This is a genomic window from Shouchella clausii, from assembly GCF_002250115.1.
GTDB lineage: Bacteria > Bacillota > Bacilli > Bacillales > Bacillaceae_D > Shouchella > Shouchella clausii.
In genome coordinates this window covers 3,912,741-3,931,952 of the sequence record NZ_CP019985.1, presented here as the reverse complement: position 1 = coordinate 3,931,952, position 19,212 = coordinate 3,912,741, and the positions used below count along the sequence as shown (strand labels likewise).

Genomic DNA, 19,212 nt, shown 5'->3' with positions numbered 1-19,212 from the left:
AGCACTTGTCTGTTAAATATTGATAAAACGTGTGTTTTTGCAGAAATGATTATTATGAAGGATGTCGAGGCAAACGACGAAGTATGCGAGCGTTTGCCTATCATTTGAGAGCCTACTTGGCAGGCTCTTAAGCTTACGTAATGTCGACAACATTACCAGAGGGGGAGATGTCGTGAAAGTCGGGTTCATCGGTTTAGGCAATATGGGCATGCCAATGTCAAAAAATTTGCTTGAGTCTGGATATGAAGTAGTTGGTTATGACATCAATGAAACTTCGGTTTTAGCGTTTGAACAGGCTGGGGGAAAACGGGCCCGTGATTTGGCAGACATCGTGCTGGCCAGCGAGCTTATCTTTACAAGCCTCCCCTCTTCTGAAGCGGTTGAAAATGTGTATTTAGGAGAAAAGGGTGTATTCGCTTCGGCCCCTTCGAGCATTTTATTTGTCGACACGAGCACAGTTGCCCCAGAGCTTGAAGTGCGGATTGGGCAAGCGGCAGAAGAAAAAGGGTTATCGTTTTTGGCAGCTCCTGTTAGTGGCGGCGTCGTTGGTGCGGAAAACCGAACCTTGACGTTCATGGTTGGCGGTCCAAAAAAATTGCTTGAGGCGGTATCCGACCACCTAATGAAACTAGGAAGCAATGTCTTTCATATTAGTGAAAGTTATGACAGCGGCACCAATGCAAAGTTGATCAATAATTTGTTGATTGGCTTTTACACGGCCGGTGTAGCAGAAGCATTGGCGCTTGCCGAAAAGAGCGGCTTAAACTTGGATTTTTTGTTTAATGTCCTAAATGTTAGTTATGGCCAGAGCCGCATTTATGAGCGAAACTATAAGTCGTTTATGGCAACTGGCAATTATGAACCTGGATTCGCCTTAAAGTTGCTTAATAAAGATTTGCGTTTTGCGATGGATCTAGCGAAAGAGCGTGGCGTGAAATTGCCGATTAGTGAAGCTTTAGTTGAACTGTATGCAGACGCTGAGCAAGCAGGGCTTGGAGAAAAGGACATGGCCGTGTTGTTTGAACGGATTGGGGAACAGACGATTTCCTTTAAAGCGGAAGGAGTGGCTAAACGATGACCACAACGAAAGTGAAAACGGTGAAAAACTGGATTGACGGCGCTTGGGTGGAAGCATCTACGGCTGAAACGGAAGTCGTGCCAAACCCGGCAACGGGGGAAACCATTGCTTACGTGCCTCTTTCAGGCGAACGTGATGTTGAACAGGCGGTGGCGAGCGCAAAGCGGGCCTATGAAACATGGAAAACAGTTCCTGTTCCCGAGCGTGCTCGGTACATGTTTGCGTATTTGGAGCGGCTAAAGGAAAATAGGGAGCAATTGGCGCAGTTGATAACGCTAGAAAACGGCAAGACGATCAAGGATGCTAGAGGGGAAGTCCAGCGTGGCATTGAGTGTGTGGAGCTGGCTACGTCGACACCGACAATGATGATGGGCGACGCTCTTCCCGATATTGCCAGCGGGATTGACGGTTCGATTTGGCGCTATCCTTTAGGCGTTGTTGCTGGCATTACGCCGTTTAACTTTCCAATGATGGTACCGTTATGGATGTTTCCACTTGCGATTGCTGCAGGGAATACATTTGTTCTAAAAACCTCTGAACGGACACCGCTTTTAGCTGAACAACTTGTCTCGCTTATGCATGAAGTCGGTTTGCCAAGAGGTGTGTTGAATTTAGTGAATGGCGGCAAAGCAGTGGTTAATGGCTTGTTAAACCACCCTGACGTTGAAGCGATTTCGTTTGTCGGCTCTGAGCCAGTGGCTCGCTATGTATATGAAACAGGTACGGCAAATGGCAAACGAGTTCAGGCCCTTGCAGGCGCAAAAAACCACGCTGTCGTTTTAGCTGATTGTGAATTAGATAAGACGATCCGAGGGGTCATTGGTGCCGCATTTGCATCGAGTGGCGAACGGTGCATGGCTTGTTCCGTCGTCGCCGTCGTTGAAGAAGTAGCGGATGCTTTTATCGAAAAACTAACGGCAGAGACGAAGAAATTGACAGTCGGCAACGGCAAAAACGATGAACATTTTGTCGGCCCGCTCATTCGCCAAAGCCATAAAGACAAAGTTGTTAAATACATTGAACAAGGGGTAGAGCAAGGGGCAGAGCTGTTGGTTGACGGCCGCAACGCAACGAGCGAGGAAGCCGGCTATTACCTTGGCGCAACTTTGTTCGACCACGTGACACCGGATATGACGATCTGGCAAGAAGAGTTGTTTGCACCAGTGCTCAGCATTGTCCGTGTGCGAGATTTGGAAGAGGCAATTGCTTTAACGAACCGATCTCGCTTTGCGAACGGAGCCGTTATTTATACATCAAGCGGCAAGGCTGCACAACACTTTCGAAATGCAATCGATGCCGGAATGGTTGGCATTAATGTGAATGTGCCTGCTCCAATGGCGTTCTTTTCATTTGCCGGTAATAAAGCATCGTTTTTTGGCGATCTTGGCACAAATGGACGTGACGGCATCCAATTTTATACAAGGAAAAAAGTCGTTACAGAACGCTGGTTCAATTAATAAAGGAACCTCGTTACGCTTAAAAACCACTTGAAAACAAAATCAGCGTGTCTACTTTTAGAGCCACCTGCAAAAGGCAGGTGGCTCAGACTGTAGGCAGATCATTTGTTGCTTCTCAAATGTGTTGACAGCGCAAAGTTGAAAAACATTGCTAACTGTATGTTTCATCTGAGAAGCCATTTCTATCAGTCTGAGTGGTGGGAGCGACTTTACAGTTCACGGAAAAAGGAAAGCGCTAATTCGTCAGGTACCTCTTCGATTGTTTTATACTGATAATTGGGCATACGCGTTTTATCGATTAATACAGACCGTACGCCTTCATAAAAATCATCGCAACGTAAAAAGCGCAAAGCGAGGCGCTTATCGGTTTCATACGTTTCTTCAAGCGTAGATGTCTTCGATTGTTTTAAATGGGCGAGTGTCACCTTTAGTGATAAAGGCGATTTGCTGCGCAATATGTTGGCGCAATCTTGGGCAAATTCATCCGCTTTCGCTTCTTCAAGTGAAGCGATAATGGCTTCGACCGTTCTGTGGGAAAAATGTTGATCGATTTTCGCTTGCAGCATCGCCAATTCGCTTTTTGGCGGTTCTGCAATGAATGACTGCAAAAAAAGGTGCAGTGCTTGACCCAGATCTTGTTCGCTATTTGTCCAGTCGGTGCTAAGCAATTGACTGCGAAGAGGTTCAATCGTTTCTCTTTTCGTATAATAGTCGGCGCACCCTAGAAAAATCGCATCTTCTCCAGTTAGCATTGCAGCAGTCAGTGCTGCATACCTCCCTGTATACCCAGGAGCAAGGCTCAGAAAATAACAGGCCCCTACATCGGGAAAGAAGCTAATGTTCATTTCAGGCATAGACCACTTCGTTGTCTCGGTGACAATGCGGTGACTCGCGCCGTAACTAAGGCCAACGCCTCCTCCCATCACAATGCCGTCAAGAAGGGCGACGATCGGTTTGGGGTAGGTGGCAACGAGCAGGTCAAGTTCGTATTCATGGGCAAAAAAATGTTTTGCTTCCTCGATTCCGTTTTTGCTGTCCCGGGCGTTATAAAGCGCTTTAATGTCTCCGCCAGCACAAAAAGCTTTGCTCCCGGCTCCTTCAAGAAGAACGAGTGCAACCTCATCATCCTGTTTCCACTGTTGCAATTGTGCCAACATGCCACTCACCATGTCATAAGACAGTGAATTCAACGCTTTTTCACGGGCAAGTGTGATGACTCCTACCCCAGTATCTAATTTTTCAAATCGCATATTGGTCGACATTGCTTCACCCCATCATTAAAAAGTAATCGCTTCTTTTTCTATTTTGACGCATTTTTAGCGGAAATGCAAAACATTTCAACTTGCATTGCGCCATCTTTTTCGTTATAATGATTATTTATATAAGGCTAGGCTACTTTTTTCTGCCTGCGGGAGTTGATGCCTCCCGTCTATTATCACTTACACCGCCTCCTTTCAGGCGCAGGGAAAAGACTTTTTGTACATGCAATTCAAACTGGCGCGGCCTCGGAGCCGCAAGGACGATCGAGAGGAAGGGCTTTCGTTGTCTTGTTAGCAAAAAATTCCATAGAGTCTAGCTTTTTGTCTCTTCTAACGGAACAAGAAGATAGAATAGAGAAGCTTATAAGCAGGCAAAGCACGTAGAATGGCGATGATGACCAAGTGCTTTGCTTTTTTGCGTTGTTCGAACTTTATTTACTACGAGCTCTAGTGAATGAACGACATGATCAAAAAGCAAGGAAGCAAAGTCCTTGCTTTTTTTATTTTCCAATGATAATCTTGGTTTACTTGATGAACCAATTACAAGTGAATAATACTCAACTTCGGGGCAGGGTGTAAATCCCGACCGGCGGTGATAAGGCAATTGCCTTTTAGTCCGTGACCCGCATAAGCATTACTTGTGCATGCGGTGGATCTGGTGCAAATCCAGAGCCGACAGTAATAGTCTGGATGGGAGAAGTTCGAGCGCAAACGTTTAAAAAAACAGTTCTGTTTGCTTTATTTGTTGTGCGCAAAAACGTATGAAGCCATACGTTTATTTCCTGTACCCTGAAGACATGTTCTTCAGGGTTTTTTCTATTTAAAAGGGGGCATGACTATGTTTACAGGGATCATTGAGGAAATGGGCAAAGTAGCTTTTGTGTCAAAAAAAGGCAAAGCGATGACATTGGCCGTTAATTGCAAAACCGTTCTGGCGGACGCGGCAATCGGCGACAGCATCGCTGTGAATGGCGTTTGTTTAACGGTTACGGCGATATCTGAAAGCCAATTTCAAGCAGACGTCATGCCAGAGACATACGAAGCGACAACGATCAAACAGCTTGTTCCTGGCCAGTTTGTTAATTTGGAACGGGCGATGGCTGTCGGCAGCCGCTTTGGCGGGCATATCATTTCCGGCCATGTCGATGGCATCGGCATCATTCAAAAAAGACAACCAGTTGAGAATGCTGTGCTATTCGAAGTGGAAGCAGACCGAGAACTTGTTCGCTATATTGTTCAAAAAGGGTCGATCGCTGTTGATGGAACGAGTTTGACTGTGTTTGCCGTCACTGATACAAGCTTTACGATTTCGATTATTCCGCACACACTTGAAATGACCATTATGGGCACAAAGAAACCTGGTGACCATGTCAATTTGGAATGCGACATTATCGGCAAATACGTTGAGAAACTGCTTGCCCCGAAAGAAAGTGCCGCTCGTACGCCTTTGTCGCAGCTTCTTAAAGAAAATAGCTATATGTAAAGGGGAGAACAACGTGTTTGAATCGATTGATGAAGCGATCGCACAATTAAAAGCAGGGGGAATAATCCTCGTTGTAGATGATGAAGACCGGGAGAATGAAGGGGATTTTTTGGCTCTTGCTGAAACGGCGTCCCCTGAAACAATCAATTTTATGGCAACACACGGACGCGGTCTTATTTGTGTCCCTTTGACAGAAGAGCAGGCTGAACGCCTGCAGCTTGGGCAGATGGTGTCTCACAGCACAGATCCACATGGAACAGCATTTACTGTGAGCGTCGACCATTCACGTACGACAACTGGCATCTCCGCTTTTGAGCGGGCAGAAACGGTCCGCGCTCTAGCAGATGCCAATGCGCTGCCAAGTGATTTTAAACGGCCAGGGCATGTTTTCCCGCTTGTTGCCAAAAACGGCGGTGTGCTACGTCGGGCTGGTCATACGGAAGCCGCTGTTGACTTTGCGAAACTTTGTGGAGCGAAACCGGCAGGCGTTATTTGCGAAGTAATGAACGAAGACGGTTCGATGGCTAGAGTGCCTGAGTTGCGTATCATTGCCGATCAGCACAACTTGCCGATGGTGACGATTAAAGACTTGATCGCTTACCGCCGTAAGACGGAGAAAGTTGTCACAAGAGAAGTGGCTATTTCGTTGCCGACTGAGTATGGCGATTTTAAAGCGGTTGGCTATACAAATTCCATAGACGGCAAAGAAAGTGTCGCCCTTGTTAAAGGGGACGTCGGAAACGGTGAACCTGTTCTAGTTCGTGTTCACTCCGAATGTTTGACTGGCGATGTGTTTGGCTCAAAACGATGCGATTGTGGTCCGCAGTTGCACGCGGCGCTAAAGCAAATTGAAGCAGAAGGACGAGGCGTGTTGCTCTATATGAAACAGGAAGGCCGCGGGATTGGGCTAATCAATAAATTTCGCGCTTATAAGTTGCAAGAGGAAGGCTACGATACGGTGGAAGCGAATGAGCGCCTTGGATTTCCAGCGGATTTGCGCGAATACGGGATTGGGGCGCAAATCCTTCGTGATTTAGGCATCCGTGACATGCGGCTTTTGACGAATAACCCTCGAAAAATTGCAGGGCTAGAAGGCTATGATTTAAACATTGTTGAGCGTGTGCCACTGCAAATGGAAGCTGTAGCTGAAAATGAACGTTACTTGCATACGAAAAGAGAAAAACTTGGGCATATGCTCAATTTATAGGAGGACTTTAAATGGGGAAAAATTATGAAGGCCATTTGGTGGCATCTGGATTAAAGATCGGAATTGTTGTGGGTCGTTTCAACGAATTTATTACAAGCAAACTTCTCGGCGGCGCGCAAGATGGGTTAATCCGCCATGGAGCAGATGAAGGCGATATCGATGTAGCTTGGGTTCCAGGAGCGTTCGAGATCCCGTTTGCAGCCAAAAAAATGGCTGAAAGCGGCCGATACGATGCTGTCATCACTTTAGGGACCGTCATACGAGGGTCGACGCCTCATTTTGACTACGTTTGTAATGAAGTGGCGAAAGGCGTCTCTTCATTGGCTTTAACAACTGGGATTCCAGTCATTTTTGGTGTCTTAACAACGGATACAATCGAACAAGCTGTTGAACGAGCAGGCACAAAAGCAGGAAACAAAGGATGGGAAGCAGCAAGCGCAGCGATTGAAATGGCGAATCTAGCGAAGCAGTTTGAGGCCGAATAACGGCAGCTTTTTCTATCAGTCAGAATGCGGTGATCGACTTTGTCGACTATCTCAAACGGCCCTAAAGGGGCCGTTTTTTCTGCTGTTCTACCCCTTATTGCCATTTTGATTGCGTAGTATGTGCTTATGAATAAGTTGGGCATCAGCGAGATTGCTTGGAGCACACCACGATTTTCCAGCGTGGCGTTGACATGCTGCAAGCAAGGCTGTGTCCCATATCGGAAGGTTGTAGTCCTCAAAACAATTAGAGCCTAAATGGGCGAGCCGTGTTTTCATATCTTGTTTTAGCGTCCTTGCATTTAGGCCTAGTTCGTAAAGGTCGTTTGCCTCTACAGGAACGCGTTTGAGCAAGCGGCGATACAAAATCGCTGCTCCTTTTATGTTCCCTCTTCGCACATGATAAAGGGCGACCGCTAGTTGGATGAGCGTGACCCAACAAGAAGCGCGCTTGTCTTTCGGAACGGATTTCCATTCTGCCTCTAACACTTCGTGGCATTCAAAGTAATCCCGTTCCGCATGAAAATAATAGAGGAAATCAAGATAGCGCTGTTTGTACATCGTTCGTTCCCCTTTGCTGTTGCAAAAAAGTGGTTTATGGTATACTTCTAGCGTGAGTCGACTTTTTGTGGCTAGAAACGAATTGGCCACGAAAGCAGAGGACCGTTGCTTTCGTTTAAGATGTCCAAATCTAATGTGGTGATTGAGTGAACACAACAACTTATAACGTAAAAACAGATTCTTTTGAAGGGCCCCTCGATTTGTTGCTCCATTTGATCGCGCAGGCGGAAGTGGACATTTATGATATTCCTGTAGCAAAAATTACAGACCAATATTTACACTATATCCATACAATGCAAGAACTTGAGCTTGACTTAGCAAGCGAATATTTAGTCATGGCGGCCACGCTTTTGCACATTAAAAGTCAAATGCTTTTGCCAAAGCCCGAGGAATTGTTTTACGAAGACGAGGGGATGGAAGCAGAAGACCCTCGGGATGAACTCGTTGAGCAGCTTTTGGAATATCGGGCTTTTAAAGAAGCGGCCGAACAATTAAAAGAAAAAGAAGCACAGCGCAGCTTAGTCCATACGAGACCTCCAAACGATTTGGACGCTTTTTTAAGTGAAGAAGAAGAACGGAAGCTCCAAATCGAAGGCGTCACACTTGCCGATATGCTTGGCGCGTTTCAGAAGCTTCTACAGCGCAATGCATGGAATGCACCAAAAACGAAAACGGTTCAGAGTGAAGAACAGTCGATTGAACTTCGTATGAACGAACTGTTGGACGAGCTATCGGCCCATTCAGGCAAGGCTCCGTTCCATACGCTGTATGAGACTGGCAATGTGTCTCAGCTGATTGTCACGTTTTTGGCCATGCTTGAGCTCATTAAAACACGGGCGATCCATTGTGTGCAAGAGGAGAGCTTTGCTGAAATTATGATTTACTTATGGGATGGTGATGAGCATGCAAGCAAGTAAGCTCGCAAAAATCGAAGGTTTGCTGTTTGTCACAGGTGATGATGGCATTTCGCCAACAGAAATGGCCGAACTAGTTGAAATTAGTGAAGACGAAGTGATTCAATTGCTAGAAGTGCTTTCAGAACAAATGGCAAAAGAGGAGCGAGGCATTCGGTTAGCGCGTCTTGCCAACCGGTATCGGCTGACAACAAAGGTAGAACATGCTGATATGTATAAAAAGCTGGCTTCATCGCCGATCCACGGCGGTCTTTCCCGTGCGGCCCTTGAAACGCTGGCGATTGTTGCTTACAAGCAACCAATTACACGGGCTGAAATTGACGAAGTACGGGGAGTCAAGTCGGAGAAAGCGCTGCAATCGCTTGTATCAAAACTGTTAATTGAAGAGTGCGGTCGGGCGTCTGGGACAGGCCGGGCAATCCTCTATGGCACGACACCGTATTTTTTAGACCATTTTGGTTTAGAGTCGTTAGCGGACTTGCCTGATTTAAAAGAGCTTGATTTAAATGAAGAAGAACAGGATGAAACGGATTTGTTCTTTGAAAAGTTGAACGCTGACTTGTAAAACAGCAATGAAGGGGTTTGCGCGATGCAATTAAACCGGCTTGTCAATTTTCACAAAACGCTTGGAGACAAAACTCGTTTGCGCATCATTGCTTTGTTAAAAGATGGGCCTCTTCACGGGCAGGCGATCGCAGAAAAACTCGGCTTAAAACCGCCAACTATTTCTCATCACATTGCCAAGCTGCGTGAAATTGATTTAATTTACCAAAGGCGTGACAAAAACACGATTTATTTCTATTTGCATGAAAAGAAATTAATGCAAATGGCGCAAGCGATTGTGTTGCTTGGTAGTGAAGACATGTTTGGAGCAATCGAGGTAGATGAGGAAGTCAAACAAAAAGTCATCGGAAATTTTTTGCTGGCAAATGGCAGGCTGAAAACGTTGCCTGCACAGCGGAAAAAGAAACTGATTATGCTTGAATATATGACAAAGGGACTGCGGACTGGGAAAGTTTATACGGAAGAGGACATTAACAATCATATTCAACAGTTTTACGATGATTATGCCACTGTCCGCCGCGAATGGGTCATGTCCCATTTTATGTTCCGGGAAAACGGGAAGTATGAACTAAACCCTCGAGAGATGTGGCCTGTTTAATCAACTTGTTCTAGCCCGCTGTGAAATCGATGATGTTACGAGAGCATTTACGGTAGCCCCAGCGGAGGCATTTGCCTCTGGCTGGGGCTTATCGGTTTTAACAGCCACGAACATTTATTAAAAGAATCCTTGCGAGTTGTCATTATAGCTGACAAGCATGTTTTTCGTTTGCTGGTAATGGTTAAGCATCATCAAATGTGTTTCGCGGCCTACACCTGATTTTTTATAACCGCCAAAAGCAGCATGTGCTGGATAAGCATGATAACAATTCACCCAGACACGACCGGCTTCGATCTGACGTCCAAAGCGGTAAGCGGTGTTGATGTTGCGTGTCCATACGCCCGCACCAAGACCGTAAAGGGAATCGTTGGCAATTCGTAGTGCTTCATCTGCATCTTTAAATGTCGCAACGGAAACAACAGGGCCAAAGATCTCCTCCTGGAATATCCGCATATTGTTTGTTCCTTTGAAAACGGTAGGCTCAACATAATAGCCGCCGCTGTAATCCCCGCTTAACTGCCTTTGATTGCCACCTGCAAGAACTTCTGCCCCTTCTTCTTTGCCAATGGCTAGGTAGGACAGGATCTTTTCCAACTGTTCTTCAGATGCTTGTGCGCCCATCATCGTTTCCGGGTCCAGTGGATTGCCTTGCTTGATGGCAGCGACACGTTGGAGCGCCTTTTCAATAAACGCATCATAAATCGTTTCGTCAATGAGCGCGCGAGATGGGCATGTGCACACTTCACCTTGGTTTAACGCAAACAGCACAAACCCTTCAATCGCTTTATCTAAAAAGTCATCCTCTTTCTCCATAACATCTCTGAAAAAGATATTCGGTGATTTCCCCCCTAATTCAAGCGTGACAGGAATCAAGTTTGCAGATGCGTACTCCATAATTAACCGGCCCGTTGTCGTTTCTCCAGTAAAGGCGATTTTGGCGATTCTTGGCGAAGATGCAAGTGGTTTCCCTGCTTCGAGGCCAAAACCGCTTACCACATTAACGACACCTGGAGGCAGCAGATCAGAAAGGAGCTCCAGCAGAACGAAAATCGACGCAGGCGTTTGTTCGGCCGGCTTAAGGACGACGCAATTACCAGCAGCTAGTGCAGGCGCTAGCTTCCATACGGCCATTAGAATCGGAAAGTTCCAAGGAATGATTTGACCAACAACACCAAGTGGTTCTTGGAAATGATAAGCAACTGTATTTTCATCAATTTGGCTAAGTGTTCCCTCTTGGGCACGTATCACGCCAGCAAAATAGCGAAAATGGTCGACAGCGAGAGGAATATCGGCGTTTAATGTTTCCCGAATCGGCTTTCCGTTATCCCATGTTTCGGCTACCGCAAGCATTTCCAGGTTTTCTTCGATCCGATCGGCCACTTTGTTTAGCAAATTGGCCCGTTCGGCAGCAGGCATTTTTCCCCAGCTAGCCTTCGCATTGTGGGCAGCATCAAGGGCTAGTTCAACGTCTTCCGCACTTGAACGGGCTACTTCACAAAATGGCTTCCCTGTCACAGGGCTGCGGTTTTCGAAATAGCGCCCGTTGACAGGAGCAACCCATTCGCCTCCAATGAAATTGTCGTAGCGCTCCTTAAAATGGACAAGTGCCCCTTCCGTATTAGGTTGTTGATAAGCCATGGAAAGTGCGTCTTCCGTACTAGATGGTTGATAAGCCATGAGAAATTCCTCCTTTTATGTGGTTTATACGTAGTTTCGAGATAAAGAAAGCGTTTCCCTGCAAATTTATACTTTTTTCGCAATTGGCCAAGAACGGTTGCATATACGTAGGGAGAAAAGGAAAAAGGAGGGAATAATGTGGATTCGCATGAGCAAGCATTAAGAAAATGGAAAGATGAGCTTGCTAGGCTTTGGAAAGAGCAGGAAAGCGAGTTTGTCAGGTCCATAGGAGAAGAGCAAACACAGCCATTTACAAAGTCGTTAAGCCAATTGGAATATGCGCTTGAACACGATCCTACACAAGCAAACGAACATGCTCAACACGCCTACGACTCATGGGTAGTAATGGCCGATTTAAGAGGAAAAGGGAAAAATAACAGCGTCCCCATCGGCGGTCATAGGCTACCGCCAATGCCTTATTCATATAATGCGTTGGAACCGTACATTGATGAAAAGACCATGCGCCTTCATCATTTAAAGCATCATCAGACGTATGTCAATGATTTAAATAAAGCAGAGAAAGAAATGGAAAAGGCAAGACGTACTGGAAATTATGATTTGATTAAGCATTGGGAGAGGGAAGCGGCGTTCAATGGGGCGGGTCATTATTTGCACACGCTTTTTTGGCATGTCATGTCGCCAAATGGGGGCGGAGAGCCGCAAGGGGCGCTAAAAGCAAGAATAACAGAAGACTTTGGCTCCTTTCAAAAAATGAAAGCCCATTTTTCCAATGCTGCTGAAAAAGTCGAAGGCGGCGGCTGGGCGATGCTCATTTACGCGCCGAGGTCCCACCGGTTAGAAATTCTTCAGGCGGAAAAGCACCAAAACCTTTCCCAACAAGACCAAGTGCCGCTGTTGGTATTGGATGTATGGGAACACGCCTACTATTTAAAGTATCAAAATGAGCGTAAAGCGTATATTGAGGCATGGTGGAATGTTGTGAACTGGAAGGAAGCTGAAAATCGTTACCGCCAGGCCTCGCAGTTAAAATGGGTGCCCTATTAAAAAAACAAACCTAGGAGGGGCCTAGATTTGTTTTTGTTTATAAAATCGGCGACAACAGCCGTGAAATTGACTCTTTAAAGCGGACGCTTATTGGCCTGTTTTCATACATTTCTGGCGTAATTTGAGTAGAGTGTTTTACATCATTCTCAAAGTCCGCTATTAGCTGGCCAGCGATTTGACTGTCATAAATAAAGGCATTTACTTCAAAATTGAGCTTAAAGCTCCGTTGATCAATGTTAGCGGTACCGACAGAACAAACCGTTTCATCGACGATCAACACTTTATTATGAATAAAGCCATTTTCATACTGATAGACCGTTGCGCCAGCTCTTAGCATTTCGCCAATATGGGAAGTGGTTGCCCAGTAAACGAACATATGGTCCGGTTTGTTTGGAATCATCAGTTTTACTTCTATGCCTGTTTGTGCAGCGACACGAAGGGCATCAAGCAACGTTTGGTCTGGAATAAAGTAAGGCGTCTGGATTAAAATCGACTTTCGCGCATCCATGATCATTTTTAAATAGCCATTTTTGATTTGTTCAAATTCCGAGTCTGGTCCGCTTGAGACAATTTGTACAGGCGTATCGCCAGCAGGCGGCACTTCTGGAAAATAACGATCGTGGTAGGAAATATGGTATTGTTTGGAAGCCTGGTTCCAATCTAGAATAAAGCGTGTTTGAATCGCTTGGACAGCAGGCCCGACGATGCGCAAATGGGTATCGCGCCAGTAGCCAAATTTTTTGCTTTTTCCTAAATACTCATCTCCAACGTTAAAGCCGCCGACATAACCGCATTTGCCATCTATGTTAACGAGTTTACGGTGGTTGCGGAAATTCAAACGCAAGTTAACAATCGTAAACCTAGATGGGAAAAAAATCCCGATTTCTCCGCCTGCTTCACGAAACGCTTTTAAATACTTTTTGCGCAAAGACCGGGAACCGAGGTCATCATAGAGCAAGCGGACTTTTACGCCTTGGCGCGCTTTTTCTGTCAGCGCATCCACGATCGTTTTTCCGATCTCATCGTAACGGAAAATATAATACTGGATGTGGATGAACGTCTCGGCTTGTTTGATGTCCTTTAACAATTGCGCAAATTTTTCTTTGCCGTCGCTGAAAATATCGACACGGTTCTCTTTTGTTAGCAGCGCGTCGTTGCTCATTAGATGCATATAGATCAATTCGCGATTTTTATCAACAGTAGGGCTATAAAAGCGGAACGAAGTGTCTAAAAGATCACGCTTTTGTTCTTCAATGAAATGCTCGAGTCCTACTTTTTTTATTCCTTCCCATTCAAACATTTTCCTCCGTGTTAATGTTTGCCCGAGGAAAATGTAAATAATAAAGCCGCCTAGTGGAATAAAAAATAGAATAAGCAGCCATGCCCAAGTCGCCTGTGCATCTTTCCGTTCAATAAAAATTAAAATGGCGGCAAGCAAGATATTGACGATCATGAGGGCGACAAGTAAATATGTTGGTATTGCAATTGCAGATTCAATCATCATAAGTATCACTGCCACTTTCTCTTACGATCTAAAAACGCCCCGACCTAAAAATTGCCCAGATAATCCAAAAAAACATTAGTGAGGTAATTACAAGCCCTATTTCAATAGCGGGGATTTGCAATAGGATGGTTGGCTCTGCCGTTAAGGAGCCACCGATAATGACTCCAGCCATAATAATGCTAAATGAAAGGAGCACGATCGAAAAAGCAAGTTTATTGCTAATTCGGTCCACTTTTTGAATCAAATGGTGGATTTCACGAATTGAGATATTGACTTTTAATTTTCCGTCACGGATATCTTTTAACGTTTTGCGCATATCTCGTGGAAAATAGCGCAATGTTTCCATGCCATCTTGAAATTCGGCTTGAACTTTTTTAGCAAAGTTGCGTGGATCATAGCGCTCCTTAATTAAGACACGCCCAAACGGTTCAACAATATCAATAATGCGCAATGTCGGAGCAAGTGACGAGACAATCGCTTCCACTGATAATAGTGCTTTTCCAAGCATTGTCAAATCGACAGGGACAATGCAATCATGTTTATTGGCGACATTGAACAAGTCTTGGACAGCTTCGGCAAGAGAAATGTCAGCCATTGGGATGTCGTAATATTTTAACCGCAAATGGTCAAGGTCATCCCAGAGGCGGTCACGGTCGACGTGGTCGTGAACAATATCCATCCGGAAAAGAGCTTCCATGACGCGGTCGGTATTGCGGCCTTTTAAACCAAGGACAAGCAAAGCCAAATTTTGGCGCATATCAGTTGTCAAGCGGCCTACCATTCCAAAATCAATCAAAATGATCTCGTTGTCTTTCGTGACAAAGACATTGCCTGGGTGTGGATCGCCATGGAAAAAGCCATGCACAAAGATTTGCTCAAACATGCCTGTGGCAAACCGTTCAGCCACGATTTCTTGGTCAAAGCCTTTGTCGTATGTAGCATCGGTTATTTTCGTGCCATCCACATAGGTCATTGTCAACACTTTCATTGTTGAATGAGACGAGTAGACAACCGGCGTAAAAAGATGTTGTGTTTCCGAGTTTTGCCGCCTAATCCGTTCTGCGTTTTGCGCCTCATTTTTATAATTGATTTCCTCTTTTAGCGCTTCGGCAAACTCATGAAACAAATCAACGAGACGGAAGCGTTTAACCCAACCGATCCGCTCTTCGGCTAACTCTAGCAAATCTTGCAAAATGGCAAGGTCCGTTTCAATCGTGCGCTCGATTCCTGGGCGCCGTACTTTCACGACGACTTTTTCGCCAGTAGGCAGTTCAGCCCGATGGACTTGCCCAATCGATGCCGCGGCCAACGGGACTGGCTCAAAGGAACGGAATAACTTCTCAAGAGGTGCTTCCAGTTCTACTTCAATGATGTCTTTCACCTCTTGATAGGCAAAGCTTGGCACATTGTCTTGAAGTTTCTCCAATTCAGTTAGGACATAAGCAGGAAAGAGGTCCCCCCGTGTACTTGCAAGTTGTCCAAGTTTAATGAAAGTAGGGCCAAGCTCTTCTAAAAGCAAGCGAATCCGCTTGGCGACCGAAAGCGAAGAGTCTTTGGCACGTTTTTTTTTGGTTCGTTTTTTAGTGCGATCTAGCAGCCCTAAATCACGGACAATTTGGCCAAAACCATAGTGATAAAGGGCTGTAATAATATCTTGGTACCTAGAAAGGTAGCGAATGCGCGTTTTTAACATAGGTTTCGTCCTTTCCAGTCCTAGTTCATTCCGTTACTTTTCTGCGTCCTTCTCGCTAAGGGCTTTTTCGAGGGCAGCGACACGGGCTTTAAGGGCGTCGACCTCTTCCTTTGTCGGCACATCCATAGACGATAAGAATTGTTTCGTCCGCTCTTGAATCATGTTTTCCATATTTTCCTGCGCCTTTTGTCCCTTTGCCAGCAAGTCATCGATAAGTTGGTTCGATTCAGACCGTTTGACTTCACCGCGTTGGACTAAGTCATTGACTGTTTTTTCAATTTGTTCTTTGCTCGCAGCAGCAGCACCTACACCTAAGGAATACATATTGTTTAACAGATCTTTCATTGCCATTCTTTTCACCCTCCTATTGCAATTTGGTGTTGTAGGTTCATTGTATACAAAAGCAGTTGGCAAACACAATCAATATATAATATGTGTTTTCTTGTTTTACGACAAAAGCAAGCAATATGTTTCATGTTTGTTTCCCAAAACATAACAATGGTGCTTATTGGGGGATTTTACTCTTACTCGGCTCTGTACGTTTGCAAGAATAGTGGTTCGCCATCGATCCATTCTGCATACAGGACGTCTTTATAAGACAGGATGCCCCGTTCTTTTAATTGATCTTTAAGCCAGGTTTCATCTTGGCCAATTTCCTTTAAAGCTTTTTTGATGACTTCCCCATCCATAATTAACAGGATTGGCATTGGCAGGTTTTTTGGGTTTAGGGAAAGGTCACGGTTAGTTGGCTGTGCGTAAGGCGGTTTGAGTTGGACGTTTACTGTACCGTTTGTTTCTAAAATGCCGTATTCAACTTGACGGACTGAGAACACACTTTTTTCACGCAAAAGATGTTGGAGCTGGTTCAAATCAAGTTTATTTTTGCGGAGTTCCTCATATTGAATTCGCCCTTTAGCAATCACAATCGCCGGGGTGCCTTCAAGGAATCCCCGTGTGATACGAAATTTTTGCGTAATGATTTCAATGCAATAAATAAGTGAGCCCCATACGAAAATGGCATAGAGCACATACTGGAGGCCAATATCTTTATCATAGATGGCATTGCCGACTAATTCGCCGATAACGAGTGCCGAAATAAAGTCAAATGGTGTTAGTTGCGTAATTTGGTTTTTGCCAAGCACTTTTGTTAGCAACAGCAGAGCAAAGAAGCCAACAATGAGCTCGGTTGTGAGAAAGAGATACCCTTCCATCGTCTACCATCCCCCAATTTCAAGATCTGTTCGTATTCAGAGTGCAGCAAATGCAGATAATGATGTAGTGTGCTAATAGGCAAGCAAAAAATTTACAAAAATTTCATGTTTAAACGATTTCTAACTAAAACAAGCTATGTGTGTGTCTTGATATAATTTGTAGGTGGAGGTGAAACTAAACATGAAAAGAAAATTGGTTTCGATACTTGCTGTTCTCCTCTGTTTAGGAGCTTGCACTCAAGCTGAAGATGAGCGAGGCAGCGCCTTCAAACTCCAGGAAGCTGCAGGCCATGGCCAAGAAGCTTCGGATAGGGCGAAGGACGAAATTCTGGCGATGGAAGAAGTGATCAGCGTCAGAGGCATCCAGTATAAAGAAGAAATGGTTATGGCGATGCATGTCAAGCAAGTGGATCGCTTTCAACTAAAAGACGTACGAAAAAAAGCATTTGACCGGATCAAAGCATTATATCCAGATTATACGATCCACATTTCCACGGACAAGAAAATCTACAAAGAACTAGAGGACGCTGAAAATAAAGTGAAAGCCGGCAATTTAAGCGAAAAAGAGCTTGAAAAAACAATCAAGGTCATTGAAAAGCATTCGAAAGGATAGGGCACATATGGCAAAAAAACAGCTTACGCCGCAGCAACAAGAATACCAAGAACTGCATAGTTCTTATGAGAAAAAGCGGCCTGTACTTAAAAACTGTATTTACGCCTTTTTTATTGGCGGTTTTATCTGTTTAATTGGACAATGTTTGCACGTTTTTTTCTATACGAACTTTAATTTTACCGAAAAAACGGCTGGAAATCCGACAGTCGCCGTATTGATTTTTTTGGCGACGTTAATGACAGGTCTTGGCTTTTATGATCGGATTGCGCAAATCGCAGGGGCTGGGACGGCAGTGCCAGTTACTGGTTTTGCGAACTCGATTGCATCGGCTGCGATTGAGCACCGGACGGAAGGGTATGTGCTTGGCGTCGGTGGCAATATGTTCAAATTGGCCGGTTCGGTTATTGTTTTTGGCACTGTTGCCGCCTTCTTTATTGCGCTCATCAAAACGATTTTAATGAAAGCGGGGGTGCTTTAATGCTAGCAGGCAAACAGAGTTGGATTTTTGACAGCAAACCGGTCATAACGGCAACAGGAACAGTGGGCGGACCGTTTGAAGCAAATGGCGCCATTCCAGAAGCGTTTGATTTATTGCATGACGATTTATGGATTGGCGAAGATTCCTATGAAAAAGCGCAGACTATTCTGATTGAAGGCGCGGTAACAGAAACGTTGAAAAAAGCGTCCTTAAAAAAAGAAGACGTCAACTTTATGCTTGCTGGCGATTTGGTTAATCAGCTTACGCCTTCCAGTTTTGCCGGCCGTACAATTGGCATTCCGTACTTAGGCATGTTTGGTGCTTGTTCAACATCGATGGAAGGGCTGGCAATCGGCGCGATGATTATGGAAGCGAACGGAGCTAGGCATGTGATTAGCGTCGCTTCAAGCCATAATACAGTGACTGAAAAGCAATTCCGCTACCCGACTGAGTATGGGAGTCAGAAGCCGCCAACCGCGCAATGGACAGCAACTGCCGCCGGGGCGTGTCTACTGGAAAAAACAGGAAACGGGCCAGTCGTTACGAAAGCGACAATCGGCCGCATTGTCGATATGGGCTTATCCGACCCTTATGATATGGGAGGAGCGATGGCGCCTGCTGCTGCTGACACAATCGCCGCCCATTTTCGCGACACGAACAGCAAACCCGATGACTATGATTTAATCGTATCTGGCGACCTTGGCCAAATTGGCTTGCCGATCTGTCGTGACTTATTAAAGCAACAAGGGTATGACCTTGACCACAGCAAGTTTCAAGATTGTGGCTTAATGCTCTATAAAGAAGACCAGCCTGTTATGGCTGGTGCAAGCGGACCAGGCTGTTCTGCTGTCGTTACGTACGGGCATCTTTTGAAAAAAATGCAAAAAGGGGAGTTAAAACGGTTGCTCGTTGTGGCAACAGGCGCATTGCTTTCTCCTTTGTCTTATCAGCAAAAAGAGTCGATCCCTTGCATCGCTCATGCGGTGTCGATTGAAGCGAACGGAGGGATGTCATGATTTTTTTGTGGGCCTTTTTAGTTGGCGGTGTCATTTGCGTCATTGGCCAACTGCTGATGGATGTCGGCAAGCTGACGCCAGCCCATACGATGTCGACGCTCGTCGTATCAGGGGCGATTTTAAGCGGGTTTGGTTTATATGAACCGTTAATTGATTTTGCCGGCGCAGGCGTGACTGTACCAATAACAAGTTTCGGAAATTCCCTTGTCCAAGGGGCGTTAATGGAAGCAAACCGCGTCGGCTTGATTGGGATTATTACCGGCATTTTTGAAGTGACGAGCGCCGGCATCTCTGCTGCGATCATCTTTGGATTTTTGGCTTCCCTTTGCTTTAAACCAAAAGGCTAAAACTGCTTGTATGTAAGAATAAAAACCTTTTCGCCGTTCAAAACAGGTGAAAAGGTTTTTTGTCG

General features: G+C 45.3%; 20 protein-coding genes and 1 riboswitch. Of the genes, 13 read left to right on the top strand and 7 right to left on the bottom strand.

From position 1 onward, the window contains the following. Positions 1-172: 172 nt before the first annotated feature. Entirely contained in the window at positions 173-1,078 is a 906-nt protein-coding gene (locus BC8716_RS19220) for an NAD(P)-dependent oxidoreductase (RefSeq protein WP_094428328.1), read from the top strand. Beyond that, the gene (locus BC8716_RS19215; protein ID WP_094428326.1) at positions 1,075-2,535 is read left to right on the top strand and encodes a CoA-acylating methylmalonate-semialdehyde dehydrogenase; all 1,461 of its coding nucleotides are present in this window, start codon (positions 1,075-1,077) and stop codon (positions 2,533-2,535) included. The genes BC8716_RS19220 and BC8716_RS19215 overlap by 4 nt, the downstream gene beginning before the upstream one ends. Before the next feature lie 209 nt (positions 2,536-2,744). Here BC8716_RS19215 and BC8716_RS19210 read toward each other — a convergent pair whose 3' ends face one another. Beyond that, a complete protein-coding gene (locus BC8716_RS19210) occupies positions 2,745-3,797 on the bottom strand; it encodes an enoyl-CoA hydratase/isomerase family protein (protein WP_169715971.1) in 1,053 nt (350 codons plus the stop codon). A gap of 552 nt (positions 3,798-4,349) precedes the next feature. After that, positions 4,350-4,500: riboswitch (FMN riboswitch) on the top strand. A gap of 132 nt (positions 4,501-4,632) precedes the next feature. Here BC8716_RS19210 and ribE point away from each other — a divergent pair. The 3 genes from ribE to ribH are packed head-to-tail and all read left to right on the top strand — an operon-like array spanning position 4,633 to position 6,969. After that, entirely contained in the window at positions 4,633-5,277 is a 645-nt protein-coding gene (gene ribE, locus BC8716_RS19205) for a riboflavin synthase (protein ID WP_094428324.1), read from the top strand. A gap of 13 nt (positions 5,278-5,290) precedes the next feature. After that, positions 5,291-6,484, top strand: a complete 1,194-nt coding sequence (locus BC8716_RS19200) for a bifunctional 3,4-dihydroxy-2-butanone-4-phosphate synthase/GTP cyclohydrolase II (RefSeq protein WP_094428322.1) — start codon at positions 5,291-5,293, stop codon at positions 6,482-6,484. 11 nt (positions 6,485-6,495) lie between these two features. Then, positions 6,496-6,969 (top strand): 6,7-dimethyl-8-ribityllumazine synthase, encoded by a 474-nt coding sequence (gene ribH, locus BC8716_RS19195; RefSeq protein WP_094428320.1) that lies wholly within the window; start codon positions 6,496-6,498, stop codon positions 6,967-6,969. A gap of 87 nt (positions 6,970-7,056) precedes the next feature. Here the strand turns inward: ribH and BC8716_RS19190 are convergent, their stop codons facing one another. After that, on the bottom strand, positions 7,057-7,527 hold the full coding sequence (locus BC8716_RS19190) for a DUF309 domain-containing protein (RefSeq protein ID WP_094428318.1): 471 nt from the start codon (positions 7,525-7,527) through the stop codon (positions 7,057-7,059). Positions 7,528-7,673: 146 nt separating this feature from the next. On the opposite strand from BC8716_RS19190, the gene BC8716_RS19185 reads away from it, so the two are divergent. From BC8716_RS19185 to BC8716_RS19175, 3 genes are read left to right on the top strand one after another with little or no spacing between them, the layout of a single operon-like run. After that, positions 7,674-8,444, top strand: coding sequence for a segregation/condensation protein A (locus BC8716_RS19185; RefSeq protein ID WP_094428316.1), 771 nt, complete (start codon positions 7,674-7,676; stop codon positions 8,442-8,444). Beyond that, positions 8,425-9,006, top strand: coding sequence for an SMC-Scp complex subunit ScpB (gene scpB, locus BC8716_RS19180; RefSeq protein ID WP_011246659.1), 582 nt, complete (start codon positions 8,425-8,427; stop codon positions 9,004-9,006). The genes BC8716_RS19185 and scpB overlap by 20 nt, the downstream gene beginning before the upstream one ends. 24 nt (positions 9,007-9,030) lie before the next feature. Further along, a complete protein-coding gene (locus tag BC8716_RS19175) occupies positions 9,031-9,603 on the top strand; it encodes a DUF2087 domain-containing protein (RefSeq protein ID WP_094428314.1) in 573 nt (190 codons plus the stop codon). A 117-nt stretch (positions 9,604-9,720) separates the two neighbouring features. Here the strand turns inward: BC8716_RS19175 and adh are convergent, their stop codons facing one another. Further along, a complete protein-coding gene (gene adh, locus BC8716_RS19170) occupies positions 9,721-11,241 on the bottom strand; it encodes an aldehyde dehydrogenase (RefSeq protein WP_094429303.1) in 1,521 nt (506 codons plus the stop codon). A 177-nt stretch (positions 11,242-11,418) separates the two neighbouring features. Between adh and BC8716_RS19165 the strand changes: the two genes are divergently transcribed. Continuing rightward, positions 11,419-12,285, top strand: coding sequence for a superoxide dismutase (locus tag BC8716_RS19165; protein ID WP_094428312.1), 867 nt, complete (start codon positions 11,419-11,421; stop codon positions 12,283-12,285). A 37-nt stretch (positions 12,286-12,322) separates the two neighbouring features. Here BC8716_RS19165 and cls read toward each other — a convergent pair whose 3' ends face one another. The 4 genes from cls to BC8716_RS19145 all read right to left on the bottom strand — a co-directional run bounded on the left by cls (position 12,323) and on the right by BC8716_RS19145 (position 16,693). After that, a complete protein-coding gene (gene cls / locus BC8716_RS19160; RefSeq protein WP_094428310.1) occupies positions 12,323-13,789 on the bottom strand; it encodes a cardiolipin synthase in 1,467 nt (488 codons plus the stop codon). 28 nt (positions 13,790-13,817) lie between these two features. Further along, positions 13,818-15,482 carry an ABC1 kinase family protein gene (locus BC8716_RS19155; protein WP_094428308.1) on the bottom strand — a complete coding sequence of 555 codons (1,665 nt, stop codon included), beginning with the start codon at positions 15,480-15,482 and terminating at the stop codon, positions 13,818-13,820. Positions 15,483-15,515: 33 nt separating this feature from the next. Further along, positions 15,516-15,833, bottom strand: a complete 318-nt coding sequence (locus BC8716_RS19150; protein WP_245849943.1) for a phasin family protein — start codon at positions 15,831-15,833, stop codon at positions 15,516-15,518. Between the two features lie 173 nt (positions 15,834-16,006). Then, entirely contained in the window at positions 16,007-16,693 is a 687-nt protein-coding gene (locus tag BC8716_RS19145) for a DUF421 domain-containing protein (RefSeq protein WP_094428306.1), read from the bottom strand. 181 nt (positions 16,694-16,874) lie between these two features. On the opposite strand from BC8716_RS19145, the gene BC8716_RS19140 reads away from it, so the two are divergent. The 4 genes from BC8716_RS19140 to spoVAE are packed head-to-tail and all read left to right on the top strand — an operon-like array spanning position 16,875 to position 19,147. Beyond that, entirely contained in the window at positions 16,875-17,306 is a 432-nt protein-coding gene (locus BC8716_RS19140; protein ID WP_094428305.1) for a YhcN/YlaJ family sporulation lipoprotein, read from the top strand. Between the two features lie 7 nt (positions 17,307-17,313). After that, the gene (gene spoVAC, locus BC8716_RS19135; protein WP_094428303.1) at positions 17,314-17,784 is read left to right on the top strand and encodes a stage V sporulation protein AC; all 471 of its coding nucleotides are present in this window, start codon (positions 17,314-17,316) and stop codon (positions 17,782-17,784) included. Then, positions 17,784-18,800, top strand: a complete 1,017-nt coding sequence (spoVAD, locus tag BC8716_RS19130; protein WP_094428301.1) for a stage V sporulation protein AD — start codon at positions 17,784-17,786, stop codon at positions 18,798-18,800. Before spoVAC ends, spoVAD begins: the two co-directional genes overlap by 1 nt. Continuing rightward, a complete protein-coding gene (gene spoVAE / locus BC8716_RS19125) occupies positions 18,797-19,147 on the top strand; it encodes a stage V sporulation protein AE (RefSeq protein WP_011246670.1) in 351 nt (116 codons plus the stop codon). The genes spoVAD and spoVAE overlap by 4 nt, the downstream gene beginning before the upstream one ends. Positions 19,148-19,212: the final 65 nt, after the last annotated feature.